Source organism: Solibacillus sp. FSL W7-1324 (genome assembly GCF_038008025.1).
In the GTDB taxonomy this organism is placed as follows: Bacteria; Bacillota; Bacilli; order Bacillales_A; family Planococcaceae; genus Solibacillus.
Genome location: NZ_JBBOYH010000001.1, coordinates 355,058 through 374,646, shown reverse-complemented (window position 1 = coordinate 374,646; position 19,589 = coordinate 355,058). Strand labels below are relative to the sequence as shown.

The 19,589-nt window shown below is 39.6% G+C and carries 18 protein-coding genes; 8 read left to right on the top strand and 10 right to left on the bottom strand.

All coding sequences use genetic code 11. The annotated features are described in order from the left end of the window. Nucleotides 1-47 precede the first annotated feature (47 nt). From MKY71_RS01840 to MKY71_RS01825, 4 genes are all read right to left on the bottom strand, one after another. Nucleotides 48-1,253, bottom strand: a complete 1,206-nt coding sequence (locus MKY71_RS01840; protein ID WP_339174955.1) for an ABC transporter permease — start codon at nt 1,251-1,253, stop codon at nt 48-50. Continuing rightward, nucleotides 1,246-2,145, bottom strand: coding sequence for an ABC transporter ATP-binding protein (locus MKY71_RS01835; protein ID WP_339174954.1), 900 nt, complete (start codon nt 2,143-2,145; stop codon nt 1,246-1,248). The genes MKY71_RS01840 and MKY71_RS01835 overlap by 8 nt, the downstream gene beginning before the upstream one ends. A gap of 115 nt (nt 2,146-2,260) precedes the next feature. After that, nucleotides 2,261-2,848, bottom strand: coding sequence for a glycosidase (locus MKY71_RS01830; protein ID WP_339174952.1), 588 nt, complete (start codon nt 2,846-2,848; stop codon nt 2,261-2,263). 172 nt (nt 2,849-3,020) lie between these two features. Continuing rightward, nucleotides 3,021-3,896: a GNAT family N-acetyltransferase gene (locus tag MKY71_RS01825; RefSeq protein ID WP_340731403.1), complete on the bottom strand. Its 876-nt coding sequence runs from the start codon at nt 3,894-3,896 to the stop codon at nt 3,021-3,023. Nucleotides 3,897-4,206: 310 nt separating this feature from the next. On the opposite strand from MKY71_RS01825, the gene MKY71_RS01820 reads away from it, so the two are divergent. Continuing rightward, entirely contained in the window at nt 4,207-6,210 is a 2,004-nt protein-coding gene (locus MKY71_RS01820) for a sensor domain-containing protein (RefSeq protein WP_340731402.1), read from the top strand. Nucleotides 6,211-6,245: 35 nt separating this feature from the next. Here MKY71_RS01820 and MKY71_RS01815 read toward each other — a convergent pair whose 3' ends face one another. Next, a complete protein-coding gene (locus tag MKY71_RS01815) occupies nt 6,246-6,731 on the bottom strand; it encodes a threonine/serine exporter family protein (RefSeq protein WP_339174946.1) in 486 nt (161 codons plus the stop codon). A gap of 65 nt (nt 6,732-6,796) precedes the next feature. After that, the gene (locus MKY71_RS01810) at nt 6,797-7,543 is read right to left on the bottom strand and encodes a threonine/serine exporter family protein (protein ID WP_339174945.1); all 747 of its coding nucleotides are present in this window, start codon (nt 7,541-7,543) and stop codon (nt 6,797-6,799) included. Nucleotides 7,544-7,717: 174 nt separating this feature from the next. Here MKY71_RS01810 and MKY71_RS01805 point away from each other — a divergent pair, with 174 nt between their 5' ends. Further along, nucleotides 7,718-9,109, top strand: coding sequence for a polysaccharide deacetylase family protein (locus MKY71_RS01805; RefSeq protein WP_340731401.1), 1,392 nt, complete (start codon nt 7,718-7,720; stop codon nt 9,107-9,109). 150 nt (nt 9,110-9,259) lie between these two features. On the opposite strand, the gene MKY71_RS01800 is transcribed toward MKY71_RS01805, so the two are convergent. Next, entirely contained in the window at nt 9,260-10,018 is a 759-nt protein-coding gene (locus MKY71_RS01800) for a LamB/YcsF family protein (protein WP_340731400.1), read from the bottom strand. 90 nt (nt 10,019-10,108) lie between these two features. Here MKY71_RS01800 and pxpB point away from each other — a divergent pair, with 90 nt between their 5' ends. From pxpB to MKY71_RS01780, 4 genes are all read left to right on the top strand, one after another. Next, nucleotides 10,109-10,810: a 5-oxoprolinase subunit PxpB gene (gene pxpB / locus MKY71_RS01795; protein WP_445265733.1), complete on the top strand. Its 702-nt coding sequence runs from the start codon at nt 10,109-10,111 to the stop codon at nt 10,808-10,810. Next, complete coding sequence (locus tag MKY71_RS01790; RefSeq protein WP_340731399.1) at nt 10,804-11,733, top strand: 5-oxoprolinase subunit C family protein; 930 nt, start codon at nt 10,804-10,806, stop codon at nt 11,731-11,733. The genes pxpB and MKY71_RS01790 overlap by 7 nt, the downstream gene beginning before the upstream one ends. A gap of 144 nt (nt 11,734-11,877) precedes the next feature. After that, nucleotides 11,878-12,132, top strand: a complete 255-nt coding sequence (locus MKY71_RS01785) for a GlsB/YeaQ/YmgE family stress response membrane protein (RefSeq protein WP_339174940.1) — start codon at nt 11,878-11,880, stop codon at nt 12,130-12,132. 181 nt (nt 12,133-12,313) lie between these two features. Beyond that, on the top strand, nt 12,314-12,823 hold the full coding sequence (locus MKY71_RS01780) for an SH3 domain-containing protein (RefSeq protein ID WP_340731398.1): 510 nt from the start codon (nt 12,314-12,316) through the stop codon (nt 12,821-12,823). 312 nt (nt 12,824-13,135) lie between these two features. On the opposite strand, the gene MKY71_RS01775 is transcribed toward MKY71_RS01780, so the two are convergent. The 3 genes from MKY71_RS01775 to MKY71_RS01765 all read right to left on the bottom strand — a co-directional run bounded on the left by MKY71_RS01775 (nt 13,136) and on the right by MKY71_RS01765 (nt 17,449). Then, on the bottom strand, nt 13,136-14,464 hold the full coding sequence (locus tag MKY71_RS01775; protein ID WP_340731397.1) for an ABC transporter permease: 1,329 nt from the start codon (nt 14,462-14,464) through the stop codon (nt 13,136-13,138). Beyond that, entirely contained in the window at nt 14,454-15,152 is a 699-nt protein-coding gene (locus tag MKY71_RS01770; protein ID WP_339176553.1) for an ABC transporter ATP-binding protein, read from the bottom strand. The genes MKY71_RS01775 and MKY71_RS01770 overlap by 11 nt, the downstream gene beginning before the upstream one ends. A 164-nt stretch (nt 15,153-15,316) precedes the next feature. Further along, the gene (locus MKY71_RS01765; protein WP_340731396.1) at nt 15,317-17,449 is read right to left on the bottom strand and encodes a beta-propeller domain-containing protein; all 2,133 of its coding nucleotides are present in this window, start codon (nt 17,447-17,449) and stop codon (nt 15,317-15,319) included. A 257-nt stretch (nt 17,450-17,706) separates the two neighbouring features. Between MKY71_RS01765 and MKY71_RS01760 the strand changes: the two genes are divergently transcribed. Together MKY71_RS01760 and MKY71_RS01755 are read left to right on the top strand one after the other, a co-directional pair. Continuing rightward, nucleotides 17,707-18,891 carry a YhgE/Pip domain-containing protein gene (locus tag MKY71_RS01760; protein ID WP_340731395.1) on the top strand — a complete coding sequence of 395 codons (1,185 nt, stop codon included), beginning with the start codon at nt 17,707-17,709 and terminating at the stop codon, nt 18,889-18,891. A 99-nt stretch (nt 18,892-18,990) separates the two neighbouring features. Then, complete coding sequence (locus MKY71_RS01755) at nt 18,991-19,530, top strand: PadR family transcriptional regulator (protein WP_339174932.1); 540 nt, start codon at nt 18,991-18,993, stop codon at nt 19,528-19,530. Nucleotides 19,531-19,589 lie beyond the last annotated feature (59 nt).

The window sequence follows — 19,589 nt, the reverse complement described above, 5'->3', positions numbered from 1 at the left end:
ACATAGCTTTTGAGAAAACTCTTAAAACATTATAAAATTTGGAACAGCTATAATTTAAATTGAATTAATTGTTTTAATGTTAAACTATCTGATTTTAAAACACCTTTTGGATAGATTCTCGCAGCTATACCGGCAAACAACCCAATAAATAAAATCATAACAAACAATGAAATAATAATTTCTGCCGGGGCAATCGTATTATAGACAATTCGGATCAGTACACTCATTGGTGCTGTAAATGGGATGTATGATGTTACCTTTGTCAAAGTGCCTTCCGGATAATCCATAACAAACAACATTTCCACTGTTAAACTGACCATCAATAAAATTACAATTGGCATCGTGGCGCTTGATAAATCGTCCGGACGACTTACCATTGACCCAACAATTGCAAATAAAGTCGCATAGGTGAAATACCCGATGATAAAGAAAATAAGAATATATGCGGCAGTCCCCCACGTTATTGTCTCAATTACAGTCTGTACAAACGACCCTTCAGGAATCTCAAAAATACCCAATTTCGCCCATAAGAGAAGGCCCCCGATAAAGATGAATAATTGCATTAAGCTTGCTAAACCAATCCCTAAAATTTTCCCGTACATCATTGGAACTGGTGCTACTTTTGTAATCATGACTTCCATAACTCGGGAAGATTTTTCAGATGCAATAGCTGTTGCAACATTATTCCCGTATGTGGAAATGGCCAAAAACATAATGGCAATCAATCCATAAATAATAAGTAAGGCATTCGGCTCTGTTTCGTATAATGATACAAAGCTTGTGTGTAAAGGGGCGTTTAGTGCCTGAACAACCGTCGGAGGAATAGATTGAGCTTCTACAATAGATGCCACTCTCTTTTGTTCAATATAGGATTCTATCCTGAGAAGGAATTCATTGTTCACTTTTGGCATAAAAACATTCAGCTGCATCTCATCTAATTGATTTTCCAAAACAAAAAAGCCTGCCAGTTCTTCTGATTTAATCTCTTCTTTTAAACTTTCAATCCTTGCATCATTTAAAATCTCAACGTTCCAATCTACTTTAGCTAATTCTTGTTCGGAAATTTCCAGTGATGTTCGATTGACGAGTTTATAGGTTTCTCCCGAGCTATCCTTCGCAAATATACTAAATATCGTTGGGGATGCAAAGAGCAATACACTTAATACGAGCAAACCGAGCGTAATATATACATATGCTTTTGTTTTAATCGCTTCTTTGAACACGGTGCTGAACACAATGCTGAAATTACGCAATGACATCTCCCCCTGTCCGCTCGATAAAAATTTCATGCAGGCTCGGTTCTTTTAATGAAATTCCATGCAGCTCGAACTTCTCTCCGAACTCCTGGATGAGCTGATATATTTTTTCGCTTCTTGGAATCCGTAGCTTATAGCGGTTGTTTTCCTCAGTAAAGTCGTATTGTTTAAGCATAAGGTAATCCTTTAAATCTGCTGCTGATGTTTCCAGTTCCAAGTAGCGGTAATCATAGGAACTCTTAACATTCGCTAATTCATCAGAAACAATCAGGTTGCCGTCCTTTAAAATACAGATTTGGCTGCAAAACGATTCAACCTGTTCCATTTGATGACTGCAGAAAATAATGGTTTTCTTTTTAGCGATCAACTCTTTTACAACGCTTTTCAACATATCTGCATTCACAGGGTCTAACCCGCTGAACGGTTCATCTAAAATGATAAAATTCGGATCATGTATAATAGCAGTAATTAATTGTACTTTTTGCTGGTTCCCCTTCGATAATTGTTCGGTACGCTTTTTAGCTGCATAAGAGATTTCAAGCTTCTCCAACCATTTTAGGGCCTCTCTTTTCGCTTCTTTTTTGCTCATACCTTCCAACATACCAAAGTAGATGATCTGATCTAAAACGTTCATTTTTGCATATAGTCCACGTTCCTCCGGTAAGTAACCAATTTTTAGATTTTTCTTGGAGAAAGGCTTTCCTTTCCATAAGATTTGTCCGCTGTCTTTAGGAATCAGTTCTAACATCATTCGAATGGTTGTTGTTTTTCCAGCGCCATTTCTACCTAGCATGCCGAGGATTTGCCCTTCTTCTAAGTGAATTGAAATATTGTTCACCGCTTTTTTACTGCCAAAACTTTTACTTAAATTTTGAATCTGAAATGTCATTATGCAACGCTCCTTCCTAACTGAACATCTTTACAATAGAAATTACGATGACTCCAATAACTACTCCCACAACAGCCCTTAAAATGTTTTTCATTCTTTTTGCCTCCTTATAGGTTTAATACGCAATGATTTTCTGCTCAAATGCTTTACTTATCGACTCAATATAATTCGGGACTTTAAAATAGGTCGTAATCCGGTAAAGAGCCTGATCGATTTCTTCGGCCGTCAATCCTCTTGTACGCTGAATAAATTCAAATGTATGGCCTACCGCTAAATCTTTTAGAATTTTTTTATCCAACTCTTTTAAAGAAACTTCAACTAAATGTGGTGTGTTACTTTTAAACGATTCCATTAGTAATAAAAATTCGTCCAGCCCTGTATTTTTTGTGACACTTGCCCAGCGCTCTTCATTCTTTAAGTGGTGGTAAATCTCACCCATTCTAGAATCTACAAGGAGCATGATATCTATTTCGGGACCCTCCACTTTCTTTAAGCTTTCAATGATCAGTGCGAAATGCTGGTTTGTTGTTTCAATCACCACAATATCAACGCACTGTTCTTTAATTAGTTTTAGTAATGTTTGATTGAATATAGGCGCTTGAATAGGATAAGTATCTACTTGCCAAGCAGGTCGCTTATCCCGAACCGCTATTTGTAATGTTTCAATAAACAATGTAGACATTGAAACAATCAGTACTTTCAAAATATCCCCCCTTCCTTGAAAATTGTTTAATTCAACTATAATTCCATACGACTTATTCATGTTTAAAGGCTCTTGAAAACGAATAAACCATTCATAACCGTTCTTTTTCCACATAAAAAAAACGCTCAGATAATCCTGAACGTTTACTTTGTAAGCCGTTGAATCTTCTCGCTTACGATCCAATATAAATGTAATAATCAAGCTGGGATGACTTCATAAAGCCGGCTTTTTCATATACGTGAAGGGCTGCCATATTTTCGACTTCCACATCGAGTAAAATGGTTTTGTCACCCGACCGAAGCGCATAGTCTTTCACCAAATTTAAAATTTGCGTGCCGATTCCTTGGCGCTGTCTGTTCGGGGATACCGCAAATGCCGTAATCCACTGTACTTCGCCTTCTTTACGGGTCGTCACGGTTCCAACAACTTCCCCGTCTATTTCAGCTGTCCACATAACTAGGCCTTCTGTCGTTGTATTAAATTCAATCAGTTCCAGCGATTCCTCACGAATATCACCAAACGCTTCGCTGAAAATCGAGACAAGTGCTTCCGTGTCCTTTTGCATGAACGGGCGTAAAGTAACAGGGCCTTCTTTTGCCAGAACTTCCGCCTGGGCTTCCAATGTGGCTTCGGAAAAGCTGTATAAATACCCGTTCTTTTGAAGAAATTCTTTACCATAATGCGAGCCTTCCATGATTAATGCAAGCTCCCCTTCACTTTCACGCATCATTAGTCCTTCTTTCAGCACGTTCAATATCGCTTTTCCGATTCCAAGTTGACGATACATCGGTGCAACGAGCATTGACCATTCATACGTATTTAACCCCATTAAATCGACTGCAGTACCTGCTCCGACAAGCAAATTCTTTTCATCATCATATACAAGAACATAAAATCCTCGCATTTCATAGCTTTTTGCTATCGGTAAATTCATGACTTGATTTAATAGTACGCCATCACAAACGGCCGCAGTTTTACATAATTGCTGTACTTCTTCATATGTTTCTTCATCTAAAGGAAACGACACTGTTATTGCCGATAAATTCATTCTTTCTACTCCAATTCTAACTACTATAATTTCTTTATTTTAGTAAAGCTATTGAAGTAACGCAATACTCACGCCTAAATCCGTTAAATTTCTCTTTTCTTAAATATTATTTTCATTAAAAATAAAACAAATTCATGATACAATTTTTCTAGTAAAGATGCATAATTTTAACTACTTATTACCCAATAATAAGGTATAATAATCCTATGCATGATTATTTTTTTCAAATAAAAATTCATCTTAAATGACTAAACGAGGTTATTTAATTATAATTGCAATAATGAATCAATTAATTAAGGAGACTTAACTTATGACAAAAGAACAAATCTATTCTACTAGTACTGAGCCGCTACTAGATACCCCTTTCCCTTCTTTTGTACTTTTACCTAATGGTACACTCGTTCATGGAAATCTCCATCATTTAGACTATCCGACAAAAGAGACAAAAGAACTAATCGGGAATTCCATACATGACACGCTATTCTCAGAAGTAGGTGATGATGTTATTGAATCCATTTTAACAAGTTCGGCAGCGTTATGTTTACACAACATTCCTCTTTCGCTAAAAGGGCAATCTCCCACAACATGCACCCTTTATACGAAGCCGACAGTCTTTGCGAAAGAGCAGGCAATTTCTGTTCTTTGTATTCCAAATGATGAAGTTCGTTTGATGGATGAAGAACAGCAGCATTTAGTCGACCTTAAAAATGGGATTCACCAATCATTCATGACTGTTACACTTGACCAGGACGGCTTTATTACTCAAACAAACCAGTCATTTTTAACAACAAGCCGCTGGACACCGAAACGGGTTATCGGTAAAACATTGTGGCAATTGTTCCCGCAAAATCCTGAATCGGAAAAGCTTGTGCTGGAGATTTGGAAAACGTTGCAAAACGGACAAATATGGCAAGGTGAAGTTGAGAAATTGACAAAGGATGAGCAGCTTTACTGGGTACATTTAACAGCCATACCAATGTTGGGTCAAACATCTGAAAAAAACGAGTATTTGCTAATTGAGCGTAATATTACAAACGAAAAAAATATCCAGTTCCAACTGGAAAAAATCGCCTATATCGATACAGAAACCGGAATGATGAATGTCCACCGTCTCGAACAAATTATCGGGGAAATGATTGAAGAAGAGCGCCATTTTTCATTCGTTTACTTAAGTATCGATAAGTTTTATACAATTAAGGATTTACATGATGGCGTAGCCGAAAAGTCCCTTATCTTAGAATTTACGAAGCGCATGAAAATGTATTTCCAGGATAGTACGATGGCTCGTATTAATGAAAGTGAATTTGTCGTGATTACACCATTACCAGAATGGTTTACACAAGGTTTTCTTAATTATTTACAGCAAAATCCAATATACAACGGTAACGTAGCAGTACCACTTTCATTAAGCGGCGGGATTACACGCTTCCCGGAAGATCAAATAACATTCTCCCAATTGATGAAGGCATCTTTGGCTACGATCGCTTCTGTACGGAGCGCGGGCGGTGACAGCATCGTTTCCTTATCAAAATCTTCGCATGCTGCATTAAACCGCAGATCGATTGTCGAAAAACGATTACTGCTTGCATTAGATCAGAAAAACCTGCATGTTCTCTACCAGCCTCAACTTGATTTAAGAAGCGGTAAAATTACTGCTGTCGAGGCATTAGTCCGTTGGGATGATGAAGAAATCGGCACTGTTTCGCCTGATGAACTGATCCCTATCGCGGAAGAGACAGGTCTCATTAATAATATCGGTTCGTTTATGCTTGATAAAGCATGTGAACAAGCGGTCCTATGGAAAAATGCGGGCCATCCGATCAAAGTGAGTATCAACTCTTCTGTACGCGAGTTCCGTGATAAAAATATGGCCAAGTCCATTTTGGAAACACTTGAACGTACTGGATGCCCGGCGAATTTACTGCAAATCGAAATTACCGAAAAGTTTGCATTGGAAGCTGAAGCTGAAACAGGCATTATTAAGCAAATGCGGACACTTGAAAATGAAGGCATCGTCTTTGCGCTAGACGACTTCGGTACAGGTTACGGTTCGTTCCGCTACATGCAGCTTCTGCCGATTTCGATTTTAAAAATCGACCAGACATTTATCCGCTCGCTGAAATCGGAAAAAAACCAGCAGCTCGTAAACGGTATGGTACAGCTAGGAAAATCAATGAATCTTACGGTCGTTGCAGAAGGTGTGGAAACAGAAGAACAAATGCAGTTCCTGACAAGCATCGGCTGCGAGGTCATCCAAGGTTACTACGTAAGCAAACCAAGCTCTACAGAAGAAATTTCATCATTATTAGGATAAATAAAAGCTCGTAAGGCAACTGTATATTCAGTGCTTTACGAGCTTCTCTTTTTTACTTTTGTAAAAGATTGAATCGAAGTTCTCCCTTTTCTCATTAAGCGCAGGATAATCTGCATCATGACTTCCGCAAATACAAGTCCCATCGCAATTGCGCCCGAAATCATAAATGCCCGGATTCCATTTTCCAGCCCTGCAATATAGTCAAGCTCCATCACATTGCGCATCGTACTGTATGCAATGCCTCCCGGTACGAGCGGAATTATTCCGGAAACACTAAATATGATCATCGGCATCCTAAATTTACGCGCAAAGAAATATGCTACTAATGAAACGACAAATGCCCCAAGAAAGGATGCGCGAACATCATCCAGTCCGCCTTCGAACAGAACATAATATACCGCCCACCCGACAGCGCCGACGAAACCACATGCCGGAATTGTTTTAATTGGGGCATTAAAAATAACACCAAAACAGGCGGTCGCAATAAAACTGATAAAGATTTGAACTAACACATGCTCCACCAACGAACGCTCCCTTCCAATCGATCATACCTTGGAATGATCACACTCCGAATTGATCCAAAAATTTATAGCGAAAGCACAAGTGCAATACCTGAACCGATCGCAAACGCCGTTAAAAAGGCTTCGGCACCTTTTGCCATCCCAGCCGTGAAATGTCCCGCCATTAAATCGCGGACTGCATTCGTAATGAGCAGACCCGGCACGAGAGGCATGACCGAACCGATAATAATTTTGTCTATTTCCGTACCGACATTAAAATGTACTGCGATATATGCAACAGCACCTACCCCTACCGATGCTAAAAACTCGGAGAAAAATTTAACACGTGTCATATTATGAAGAATCGTCACAATATACAGGCCGACACCACCTGCAACAAAGGCTGCCGGGATATCCGAAATCGTCCCTTTAAACAGCAGTAAAAAGGCACTACTCGCTAAACATGCCGCCAAAACTTGAACAAAAATCGGGAGGAAATAATTTGTTTTTTCTATCTTCTTTAACTCGTCATACGCCTGCTCTAATGTTATCATTTGAGATGTAAGCTTACGTGAAACATTGTTTACAAGCACAATTCGATGTAAATCCGTAATTCGTGTTGGAATCGATGTAATTTGTGTAGGCTGCGTTTTACCTAGAGAGAAAATAATACCTGTCGGCGTCACATAGCTTTGTGCATTCATCATATTTTGAGAACGGGCCATTCTGAGCATTGTATCTTCCACTCGATACGTTTCAGCACCGCTTTCAATCATAATACGACCTGCAAGCAAAAAGCAGTCGAGCGCCAGTTCCGTATTTTCAGCATTCATTCAAGGGACCCCCTTCCACTTCTTAGCTCATATTACTTGAAGCAATCGGAAAATAACAGTCTTTTTTCGTACAATTTATGCTGACAGAACAGTGTATTTCCTTAAAATTCACAATGACTTTCATTCTGGAAACAGATAATAGATTATCCCAATTAGAAAGGAACCCGGTACATCATGACAAACCCTTACAGAAAACGGCGTGGTCCTTGGATTGACTTACTTCTTATTGGCGCGATCGGTGTTTTAGGTGCCATTATCGTGTTTTTAACTTTTATAAGCGATGACCCGATTTTCCGGCAAACCGATAAAACATCCGCTAAAGAACATACGATCACAGAGGAAGCATCAAAATTCCCTGGAATAAAAATTGTCACTGACCAGTCAGATGACAAGAAAATGCCCTATACCGTTCAATATCCACTAACGGATTATGAAGCTTTTAATAGCGCGGTAACGACATATATAGAAAAATCAAAGCAATATTACATAAGCATGATGCGCCTGCAGCAGGACTCAAAGAAGTTAACAGGCGACCTTACGATAACTGTTGAAACATTCGAGCATGATCATTATTACTCCTTTGTTTTAACGAATAATACGGTTTTAACTACCGAAGAGAAGCAAACAATGATTGAAACATTTCTCATTGATTATGAAACAGGCGATTTGTTTGATATTCGCGACCTTTTAAATGAGGATTTAGAAAGCCTGAAAACTTTTGCTGCTCATATCCAATCGGAAATGCTTAAAAGTCCAGCTTATAAAGAGTATGTATTAGAAAAGGAGCTCGCATTCGCTACCGAGCCAAAATGGCGTTTATTTAAACGTTTTGCATTGAAAGATGAATCCCTTTTCATTTACTTTAATGAAGGTGAAGTGGCAAAACCGGAAGCAGATGTACCGGTAGTTGAAATTCCTTTATCATTCATCAACCCGCTTTTAGCATCTGATTTCCAAATAGCGATGCAATCCGAAAATACGATTATTCCTATTGATAAGGAATCATCAAAAAAACGGATTGCCCTTACATTTGATGACGGTCCACACCCGGAAGTAACGAAACAAATTTTAGCGCTTCTGGAAAAATACAATGCCAAGGCTACATTCTTTATGCTTGGAAGCCGGGCGCAATATTATCCGGGCTTAGTACGTGAAGTGCTGGATAGTGGGCATGAACTCGGTAATCATACGTGGTCACACCCTGTTTTAACGAAAATGACTCCAGCTGAAATTGAAAAGGAGTACAATTCTACCGAGGAAGCAATTATCCATGCGACGGGTGAAAATTCAACTGTTTTCCGTCCTCCTTATGGGGCGATTAATGATGATGTGCGAAACACGATTCCATGTAAATCGGTCAACTGGACGATTGATACACTTGACTGGAAATACCGCGATTCAGAAAAGCTGTTCCCGATGGTGAAAGAGGCATTGCATAATAACGCGATTGTGTTAATGCATGATATCCACCAATCTACAGCAGATGGACTGGAGCCTGTCCTTGCCTACTTACAAAAGGAAGGCTATGAATTTTTAACCGTTTCTGAAATTTTGCCGTATCATTAAAAGTGACTTAAAAAGAGTGACGATATATAATCGCCACTCTTTTTTGCATAAGCTTGAACTTATTCCTCAATTAAGAGTAATTAATCCTCACTTTTATTGGGTTAATCCTCAAATTCTTACACTTAATCCCCAATTGAGATCAATTAATCCTCACTTAAATGCTTTAACCGCTACCCCCTGCTGTTCCAGTTCCAGACGTGCGCGTTTTGCAAATTGCACGGCATGTTCACCGTCTCCATGTACACAAATACTATGAGCCTGCAATGCCACTTTCGTATGATGAACAGAGGTAACGGTCCCCTCCTTCACCATTTCAATAATTTGAGCAATCGCTTTTGCCTCATCTGTAATGAGCGCATTTTTCATAGAGCGGGATGTTAATGTACCATCCGCCTGATATGTACGATCCGCAAATACTTCATGGATTGTTTGTAAGCCGTATTTTTCACCGGCAGCCGTTAACTGACTTGATGCCAAACCATATAAAAGAAGTTCCGGTGATACATCATGAACAGCCTTTGCGATAGCATCGGCAAGCTCCTCATTTACCGCCGCCATATTATAAAGCGCTCCATGCGGTTTCACATGTTGCATCTTCGCGCCTTTTGCCGTCAAAAAACCTTGTAGTGCACCAATTTGATAAACAACCAGATCATATGCTTCCTGCCATGAGATTTTCATTTCTCTTCTCCCGAAACCGTTTAAATCCGGTAGTCCTGGATGCGCACCGATTTGTACATTATTCTTAATCGCAAGCTCTACCGTTTCACGCATGACAGACGGATCTCCTGCATGAAATCCGCAGGCAATATTGGCGGACGTAATATAACGAAGAATCTCCTCTTGCTCCCCCAGCCTATAGCGTCCAAAGCTTTCTCCCAAATCACAATTAATATCTACTTGAAACATAATGTCTCCCCCAACTTTGGAATTATCTGAATGTTATGCTATTATCATGCCATACATAAGGATTCATTCCAATAATGAGGTGACATTTCAATGCCGGCACTGCAATTTAAACAACTTAGCGACCAAGCACTGTTCGTTCAGTTCAGTTCGACGATTAATGAACAAACCCACCAGCAAATCCAGCAGGCAATTGCGATTTTACAGGAGCATCCATTCCCGGGACTAATGGAAATTGTGCCAAGCTATACAAACTTCTGTGTGTATTACGACCCGTTTACAGTGCGGAAATCTTTGCACCAGGAGCATAATACAACGAGCGCCGAAAAAGTTCAGCATTATATTAAGAGTCTGCTTGAGCATCAACATCAGGAAGCTCCCCATGAAAGCCGGTTAATTGAGATTTCCGTACTTTACGGGGGTGAATATGGACCCGATTTAAACGAGGTTGCGGACATCAACGGCCTAACACCTGAAGAAGTCATTGCAATCCATACATCTCAGGAATATCTTGTCCACATGCTCGGCTTTGCACCAGGTTTTCCGTTTTTAGGCGGGATGGACAAAAGAATCGCTACACCGCGCCGGGCTATACCAAGACTTGAAATTATGGCTGGTTCAGTCGGTATCGCAGGTGAGCAGACAGGCATTTACCCGCTCTCAACACCAGGAGGCTGGCAAATAATCGGTCGTACGACGACACCATTATTTTTACCGGAACAAAATCCGCCGTCACTACTGCGAGCAGGTGACCGTATACGCTTTGTCGCTATTAAGGAGGGACCTTCATGCTAAAAGTAATCAAACCCGGATTGTTCAGCACTGTTCAAGATGCAGGGCGTACGGGATATCAGCAATACGGTGTTATTGTAAGTGGTGTCATGGATGCAGTCGCTTTTCGTATCGGAAATGTCCTACTGAAACAGTACAATAAAGCAGCAATTGAAATGACATTAATTGGCGGCACATTCGAATTTCTGAAAACGACTGCAATTGTATTGGCGGGCGGAAAAATGCACGCAACAGTTAACGATAACCCGGTCCCGATGTATAAAGTAATCCCCATCAGAAGAGGTGATGTATTAAAATGCGGTGCCATTGAAAACGGCGCAAGAAGCTATTTATGTATTGCGGGCGGCTTTTCTGTTGAGGAAATACTCGGCAGTTGCAGTACTTATATAAAAGCAAGCTTTGGTGGTTTTCTTGGACGAACGCTTCAAGTGAATGATTTGATTTCTTATGAAGAATCGTTCAATCCGTATCATACATATCAAGTAAACACAGATCAGTTTTATGAACGAAAGCACATCCGCCTATTAAAAGGGACCGAATGGCATGAATTCAGCCCTAAAATGCAGCAGCGCTTCATCGAACAGCACTATACAATTTCGCTTGAAGCCGATCGAATGGGTTACCGGCTGGAAGGACAAAATGTAATTTCATTGGAAAAACCATTTAATTTGCTTTCTGAAGCCGTTACAATTGGGACAATTCAGCTCCCTCCAAGCGGACAGCCTATTTTACTGATGGCAGATCGACAAACAACAGGCGGCTATCCAAAAATCGCTCAAATTATTTCGGCCGATTTACATAAAGTTGCACAGCTTAGACCGAAACAACCACTCCATTTTGAACTGGTTACACTCGAACAGGCAGAACAAGCGTATTTTCAGCTCGAACAACAGCTGAGATTATTGGAAACCCTTTTGAATAACTAACTATTTCTCAAAAATTCACGTGTATAATCGCTATCTTCTATAAGACTTTTGTAACTTTTTTTCATTTTATGTTTTAAAGTGTTGAATAAAGGTTATAAAACACTATCGCGAAATAGTTACAATAAAAAATAGGAGATGAAAATTATGAGTTTTCTTTGGTTTTTAATTATTGGTGGAGTTATCGGTTGGCTTGCAGGAGTTATTTTAGGTAAAGATATCCCAGGCGGAATTATTGGTAATATTATTGCAGGTATTATTGGTGCATGGATTGGTGGTATGCTTCTAGGAAGTTGGGGACCTAAAGTTTCTGATTTCTATATCTTCCCTGCTCTAATAGGTGCGATTATACTTGTATTCATTGTAAGCTTTATCATGAAATCAATGCGTAGAGCTTCATAACAATTATTGAAGCAGCTTAAAGCGGTCCTTCCCAAATTTGGGAGGACCGCTTTTTGCATTCATGAATTTCTGACCACAGTATAGTAACTGTAACTTTTTTGTAACCCTTTCTCCAAAACCATTTCCTATTATTAAGAGGCGATATTATATCCAATAAACCGCTGAATGGAGAGAATTTAAGATGAAAAACTTAACAATTTTAATAATGGCCCTTGTTTTTATAGGGAGCCTTTTTGTCATGAACAATGAAAATGCTCAAGCCGCTGATTTTGAAAAAGCTTTTGCAAAGAAAACAATACTTGTAAAATCTGCACCAGGCGAATCCTATAAAACGCTCGGTAAACTTAAAGCGAAAACTTCTGTAAAAGTATACGGCGGTGTTCCAATCGGTACGGATCAGGAAGACGCATCATCAGCTGATCAGTATGGATGGTCAAAAATTAAGTACAATGGCAAATATGCATATGTTCCAACACATGAGCTAAAATTTGAACATCCATCTGCTTGGGCGCCGGGTGTAAAAGCAAAGGCCATCGCCGAAATCAAGGAACAATTCGTTTCGAAAAATGATAAAATCCGTTTAGTGTATGATAGAAATTCTTATTATGAACTGTTTATTCAAAAGGATGGCAAAGGCGAGTATCAATATTTAGTCTATATCAATTGTAAAACCGGTTGGTGGCACGGGTGATTTGTATTCGGTCCTGGCCCGCTTCATGGTAATAAACGGTGTTCCCTCTTGAAAGGAACTTATATTAGAAGAAATTTTGGTTTTTTAGTCAATGCCGACTCGATATTAGAACATCAGAAAGCGATATTAGACAACCGGGGACACTTATTAGAAGAAGCGCGGGATATATTAGAAAATCGAAAATTTATTAGAACAAATAAAAATATATTAGAACATTTAAAGATTTATTAGAACTTTCAGCCGCCCAGCACCAGCTTTTTCCAAATACGTAAAAGGACCAAACAATACTGATGTTTGGTCCTTAAATCCATTCTATAATTCCTGTCTTAACGCCTGCATAACTTCAATTTTCGTTGCTTTACGTGCGGGGCGTAAACCTGAAATCATTGCCACACCAATACTGATCGCTGCTGCAATCACTACAAGCTGCCAAGGAATTGCTGAAAATTGAACATTATTGAATCCATCTTCGCCAGTTGCTGCCTTTAAAATAATCGGCAATAGCGCATTCGATGCAAAGCTTACAACATATGAAATTGCAATTGCAAGAACAGTTCCAATAACCCCGATAAACGTACTTTCCATTAAAAACAGTCGTTGAATCAGTTTCGGGCTGGCACCAATCGCTTTTAATACACCGATCTCACGCGTACGTTCTGTTACCGCCATTGTCATCGTATTGAAAATGCCGATCGATGCAATCAGTACAGCGATTGTTCCTACAAAAACAAGTCCGGCTTTCAATACTAGGAAGAAGACATTCAACTCATCCAACTGTTCGGTAACGGAATACACACCGTAGCCTTTTCCGCGTAATTCTTCTAAAATCGGCTTCACATATTCCAAGCTCTCCGCATAAATATCGAAGCGCTCTGAAAACAGTTCAAATTCACTGGCTACCTCTAGATCGGCAATTGCTTGGCTATACATATTTTCAATCACTTCACGTTGCTCATCCATCATATAAATTCTGTTTTCAATTGCCCACTCGTAAGCCGGCTCAGGCATAACACCAACAATCGTATATGTCTTACGATCTGACAGTACATCTGGTTGTTCATGGGTACTTAAAGCAATTTCCACTTCCTTGCCGATAAGCGAATCCTTATAGCCTTCTTCAGCACCATCGTAATAAGTGCCTTCTGCTTCTGCTGCCTTTGATTTTTCCTCAACTAATTTGCGGTCCGCTTCATTCAATAATGTTTGGCCGAAATGATAGCCGACAATAATTTCATTTTCATTTTCGGGGTATTTCCCTTCAGATAACGGTTTCGATACCGCTGCATAATCAGTAAAGTCTACTAAACGCAGTGATGTAGACGTGTCACGGTCTTCCATATAGCCTGCTACATTCGCATCCACACTTGTCGTTTTTAATACCGTCTGGACATTTTCTACCCCTTCGATATCTGCTACTTCCTCTTCAGTAAACAACGCTTGGCTGCCAAGCACTTCAATTTTAGTCACCGTTTCACTCGATAGAATCTCATCTTCAATTGAATCCTGTAAGCCAAAGCCGATCGAAGCAAGTACGATTAAAAATGCACAGCCCATCGTTGCGGCAAGTACCGTCATAAATACACGCAGCTTATTTTTCTTAATATGCTGCATCACAAAATTTACCTGATCTTTAAAAAGCATTGCGTTCACCTTCTTTCACCAATTGACCATCGTGCATGCGATAGCGCTTGTCCGCAATCATCGCAACTTCCTCATCATGCGTAATAATAATGAATGTCAGATCCAATTCGCGGTTCAGCTGCTGGATCAGCATTAAAATATCCTGCTCTGTTTCTGAATCGAGGCTCCCTGTCGGCTCATCCGCCAACAATATCGGTGCATTCGTCACAAGGGCACGTGCAATACTAACGCGCTGTTGTTGTCCGCCTGATAATTCATTCGGATAATGGTCCGTCACTTCAGTTAACCCGACCTTTTTCATAATCACTTCAACCCGTTTTCTGCGCTCCGATACATTCATCCCTTGCAGCTTTAACGGTAGTTCAATATTTTCAAATGCCGTCAAGCTTGGCATGAGCTGAAAGTTTTGAAAAATAAACCCGAAGTTTTCTAAACGGAATTTTGCACTCTGAACTTCATTAAATGCTGCAATTTCCTGTGCATTTACTACAATCGAACCGTGTTCCGGCTTCATAAAACCCGCCAAAATCTGAAGCAGTGTCGATTTACCTGATCCACTTTTCCCGACGACTGCCACGATTTCCCCCTTCTTAACATCAAATGATACATCTCTCAGTACCGGAACCTGTCTTTCCTTTCCGCGTTTACCGATGGAAAATGTATGTTGTAAATTCGTTACTTTAATCATCATCGTTCACTCCTTTTCACTTAACTTCATTGTAAAGGGCAAATCTTAATATTTAGAAAGGCTAAATATGAAGAAATTCTTAAGAAATCCTGAATACCCCCCCTTTATGTGAACATGAAAAAACCACAAGCACCATTCCACCTGTGCTTGTGGTTGAATCTTTATTAGAAACCTATCACCTGTTGCTTTTCAAATGTTTTCCCGTTGAAGCTCGTCACTTTCGAACGAGATACGGTAAACAGCTCATCATCAATATAAAGAAGACGCTGTACAACATTATACGCATCTTCATATTGTTCATCTGGACGTGCCTTTTCGATCATGTCCGCCGCAAGTTCGATTCCTTTAGGCGTTACTTTGTAAATATAAGCACCTGTTCCTTCGTATTTCAGCTGGTCTTCCTCATCTGTTGGCGAATAAATCGTAACCGGGAAGCCGTAATAGTTTTGCCGTGAATCTCTGAATAAAGCTTTATGGTCATACTGTACAGGAGAATAAGTTCCACGACCCCCGATTACAACCGCCTGCTGTTCTTTCGGGTTATTGAAATCCGTCACATCAAACAGGCTCAATTTCATGCCTTTTGTATAGACAACCGGCTCTTTTATCCCTTCCTCCATCCGCACTTCCGTATCGTAGCCAATACCTAACAAGTGATTTTCGCCAATTGGATGCAAGTAATTACTGAAGCCAGGAATTTTCAGCTCTCCCAATACTTTCGGCGCTGTCGGATTTTTCGTATCAATGACAAAGAGCGGATCCGTTTCTTTAAATGTTACTAAATACGCTTTGTCTCCCATAAAACGAGCGGAGTAAATGCGTTCCCCTTTCGCCAGATCATTGACCGCACCTACTTGTTTTAAGTTTTCATCCAAAATGAAGAGGTGGTTTTTCGAATTGGCCGTTGTTCCCCATGCACTGCCTTCTGTAGTAGCGATACGAACATACCCGTCGTGTTCATCCATTGAAAATTGATTCAAAACAGAACCAGACACTTTACCTTGCGCTGTCATTTTTACCGCTGTTTTATCAACTGAAATTTTATAAATTGTCGTTTCATCGTTTTGATTTACCGGCATTGTACTGGATACCGTGTCTTCAAGAGACGTGCGCTCCATTAATGGCCAGAAACGAGTATGATTCATCGAAGCAATATAGATGGCGTTTTCCGACATATACATTTGCCCGCTGTTCCCTAGGAAGCTCTCTGTTTTCCATGCGTTCGACTTTACATTGCTCACATCGATTGCTGATACGATTAAATAATTCGGTTCATTGCTTTCAGGCAGCATACGAATTTTATCGACCTGCATAACAGTTTCCTTCTCCCCGTCATAAGTAGATGGACGGAGCTCTACATCCGGTGTTTCCTGCAGCAGCCAGTAGTTCGGCATACGACTTGATACAACGTACAAATAGTTGCCTGCTTTACGAATACTCGTAATATCCCCATCATGCCCCACTTCGCGCACTAATGTAGGATTTTTTGCGTCTTTCACATCATAAAAGGCAATTTTTGTTACGGATTTCCCGTCATAATGCGGCTCTCTTTGTGTTTCCACATACTTTGTGTACCCGACTATTAATGTTTGATCATGCAGCATTAAATGGGTTGGATATATATCTTTGCCGATCGTTAAACGCTTTACTGCCTGCAAAGTTTTAGCATCAACAATGACTACTTTATTGTCGACAATCGTATAAATTGATTGGCCGTCCGTTATTGTAATATCGCCTTCTTCAATGCCCTCAACCTGATTGTTTGTAGTAGAATAACTCGGTCCGCTACTGCCCGAATCCTTGTTTTCCATCGACATCGCCGATTCCTCTTTTGCCATATCATTAGAGCGACTCGATACCGCATTATCTTGTGCTATAAACGCCCTAAAATAATCTTTCAAATCTTCCGTTGTAGTAAGTTTTTCCACTTTCCTTACAACTTCAAGTGCAACCGACTGTTCCTGCTGGGACTTTCCTTTCTTCGCGTATGCAGTTTGCTTAATTTGGAGCATATATTTCCCTAAGCTAAGTCCATCGACAGATAAAGTAGACCCTTCTTTATCAACCGAAAATTTCACTTTAGCGTTTTTACCGTTTTCATCGACAACTAGAATGGACCCATCTGTTAAACTTTTTTCCGTAACTGGCTGCTTTAACGTAATGGAATACGTTTCCCCTTCGAATAAAATACCTGTCGCCTGCACTTCCGTATTTTTAGCGATCATAAAATAACCGAGCGCTAAAACCGCAACGAGTGAAGCGACAAGCCCAATCCCAAAAAGTTTGCCGTTTTTCATGTAAACCCCTCCTTTTCCATACTTTGTATTGAATTAGACTGAGGTAGAGTGCAAAAGTTACAGAATTTTATAAATTTTAAAGACAAAAAATTTCCCCACAATAACTCATAACTTTATTCCTAACCGTTCACATTATCGTAATATTTTCAACCAACTTATTACTTTACAGGTAAATTACTAATATTATAGAATACTAAAAGCAAAGTACTTTAATTAGAGTACCCGAAATAAAGTTTATATAAGAGAGGAAACAATACGTGAAATTTAAACAGTTTTTAAAATCACGAGGAGCAATTGCTTCTATTTTTATGGGAATATTTTATGCGGTAGCGATGCTCGGGATCTTTTTACCTGGATATACTGCAATACCCGGCAATATGGATGAATTAAAAATAGCCATTGTAAATGACGACAAAGGCGAAGCTGGCAGTCAAATTGCCGGTCAGTTAGGCGAAAGTTTACCATTTAAGACAATTGAGACAGATATAACAAATAAACAAGCTCTGAAAGATTTAGAGCATAATGAACTTGCATTAGTTATTCATATCCCTGAAAACTTTTCGGCGGATGCACAGAGCGGTAAAGGAACTAACATTGATTTCACAGTAAATGAAGCATCATCAACAATGGTTTCATCTTCTATGTCATCTGTAGTTACTCAAATTAATAACGAATTAAGTGCAAACTTCTCACAGCAAACAGCTCAAGGAATTTTAATGAACTTTAACCTCCCGGAAGAACAGGCAGCTGAATTGGCTGCACAAATCGAAAACAGCTACACTGGAAACTATGTCATTATGAATGATGTGCCAACGGGTATGCATAACAGTATGCTGCCAATGTTTTTAACAATGGCTTGTTATGTAGGTGCGATGATTGCAGGAATGCAGTTAGTCGGTTCGTTTAAAGCGAGCCGTGGTAAAGCGAGCAAAATACGATTATTTATGTATGTACAATTGACTGCATTAATGATTGCGGTACTTTCAACTATTGCTTCATTAACTGTTGCCTTTTCAATTGCAGATGTCGACATGGCAGTATTGTTGCCTGTAGCAGGTCAGCAGATTTTATTGTATATGGCTGCATTTAATGTTTGCGCAATTCCCATCTTTATCCTTGGTGAAGGTGGTATGATTCTTAACATTCCGATTCTGCTTATGCAAACATTGGCAAACGGTGCAACAATTCCACGTGATATGATGTACGCACCATATGAATGGTTCAGCTATATTACACCGATGTACCATTCGGTTCAATCGTATTTAGCGATTATGTTCGGTTCAGTCAGCCCTGCCCCGTATCTATGGGGATTGGCTGCAGTAGGTGCCGGAGCAATGCTTATAAATGTCCTTATTGTTTGGATTTTCCACAAGCCTCTGCCAGTTGACGCACCGGCTGAACAACCATCTACTGTAAATAAAGCGGATGAAGTTATCGCATAACTTTGTTAAACTAAGAAAAAATACAACTCGTGCTATCTTCAGGCACGAGTTGTATTTATGTAAGTGAAAATTAACATGTATAAAGTATAGGAGAATACTATGTCCATCCAAATTTATATATTGAGCAAGTTAGCGAAAGAAAGCAGTTATCCATACAAACTAAAAAAAGAGCTGTCAGAACCGATTCCTTTTGATAAATTGGCGAACCTGACGGAAAGCAAGCTCTATTATCATTTCGAGTCTTTGACAAAACAAGGACTTATCGAGCCTACTGAGATTATTAAAGAAGAGAACCGACCGGATAAGCAAGTTTACGCCATTACAGAACAGGGTCTCGCCTTGCTTCCAAATAAAATTTACCAGCTTTTCGAAAAAGCCGATTCTCTATCAGATACAATTGTAGGTTTAATGTATCTGGAATTTGTTGATCGAGCAAAAATTATTATGATTCTTGAAGAGAAACTAAGAAAGCTTGAAAAGAAAAGGGATCATATTAAAAGCCTAAATATGCAGGTTAAGCTTGAAGGTCCCAAAAAAGAAAGTGGCGATTTTTTAACCGGCTATTTTATAAGTCGTATAGAAAATGAAGGTGAATGGATTACTTCATTAATTGAAAAATTACGGAATCAATCTATTTAAAAAAGCCTCGCGTCTAGATGAATTTAATCATCTAATTGCGAAGCTTTTTTGTATATTGA

What these genes read in the sequence shown, in the direction of transcription:
- MKY71_RS01790 (WP_340731399.1), top strand. Translation starts at nt 10,804, where the DNA reads ATGCTAAAAGTAATCAAACCCGGATTGTTCAGCACTGTTCAAGATGCA.
- MKY71_RS01770 (WP_339176553.1), bottom strand. Translation starts at nt 15,152, where the DNA reads ATGATTAAAGTAACGAATTTACAACATACATTTTCCATCGGTAAACGC.
- MKY71_RS01765 (WP_340731396.1), bottom strand. Translation starts at nt 17,449, where the DNA reads ATGAAAAACGGCAAACTTTTTGGGATTGGGCTTGTCGCTTCACTCGTT.
- MKY71_RS01805 (WP_340731401.1), top strand. Translation starts at nt 7,718, where the DNA reads ATGACAAACCCTTACAGAAAACGGCGTGGTCCTTGGATTGACTTACTT.
- MKY71_RS01820 (WP_340731402.1), top strand. Translation starts at nt 4,207, where the DNA reads ATGACAAAAGAACAAATCTATTCTACTAGTACTGAGCCGCTACTAGAT.
- MKY71_RS01800 (WP_340731400.1), bottom strand. Translation starts at nt 10,018, where the DNA reads ATGTTTCAAGTAGATATTAATTGTGATTTGGGAGAAAGCTTTGGACGC.
- MKY71_RS01775 (WP_340731397.1), bottom strand. Translation starts at nt 14,464, where the DNA reads ATGCTTTTTAAAGATCAGGTAAATTTTGTGATGCAGCATATTAAGAAA.
- MKY71_RS01825 (WP_340731403.1), bottom strand. Translation starts at nt 3,896, where the DNA reads ATGAATTTATCGGCAATAACAGTGTCGTTTCCTTTAGATGAAGAAACA.
- MKY71_RS01780 (WP_340731398.1), top strand. Translation starts at nt 12,314, where the DNA reads ATGAAAAACTTAACAATTTTAATAATGGCCCTTGTTTTTATAGGGAGC.
- pxpB (WP_445265733.1), top strand. Translation starts at nt 10,109, where the DNA reads ATGCCGGCACTGCAATTTAAACAACTTAGCGACCAAGCACTGTTCGTT.
- MKY71_RS01835 (WP_339174954.1), bottom strand. Translation starts at nt 2,145, where the DNA reads ATGACATTTCAGATTCAAAATTTAAGTAAAAGTTTTGGCAGTAAAAAA.
- MKY71_RS01755 (WP_339174932.1), top strand. Translation starts at nt 18,991, where the DNA reads ATGTCCATCCAAATTTATATATTGAGCAAGTTAGCGAAAGAAAGCAGT.
- MKY71_RS01785 (WP_339174940.1), top strand. Translation starts at nt 11,878, where the DNA reads ATGAGTTTTCTTTGGTTTTTAATTATTGGTGGAGTTATCGGTTGGCTT.
- MKY71_RS01810 (WP_339174945.1), bottom strand. Translation starts at nt 7,543, where the DNA reads ATGAATGCTGAAAATACGGAACTGGCGCTCGACTGCTTTTTGCTTGCA.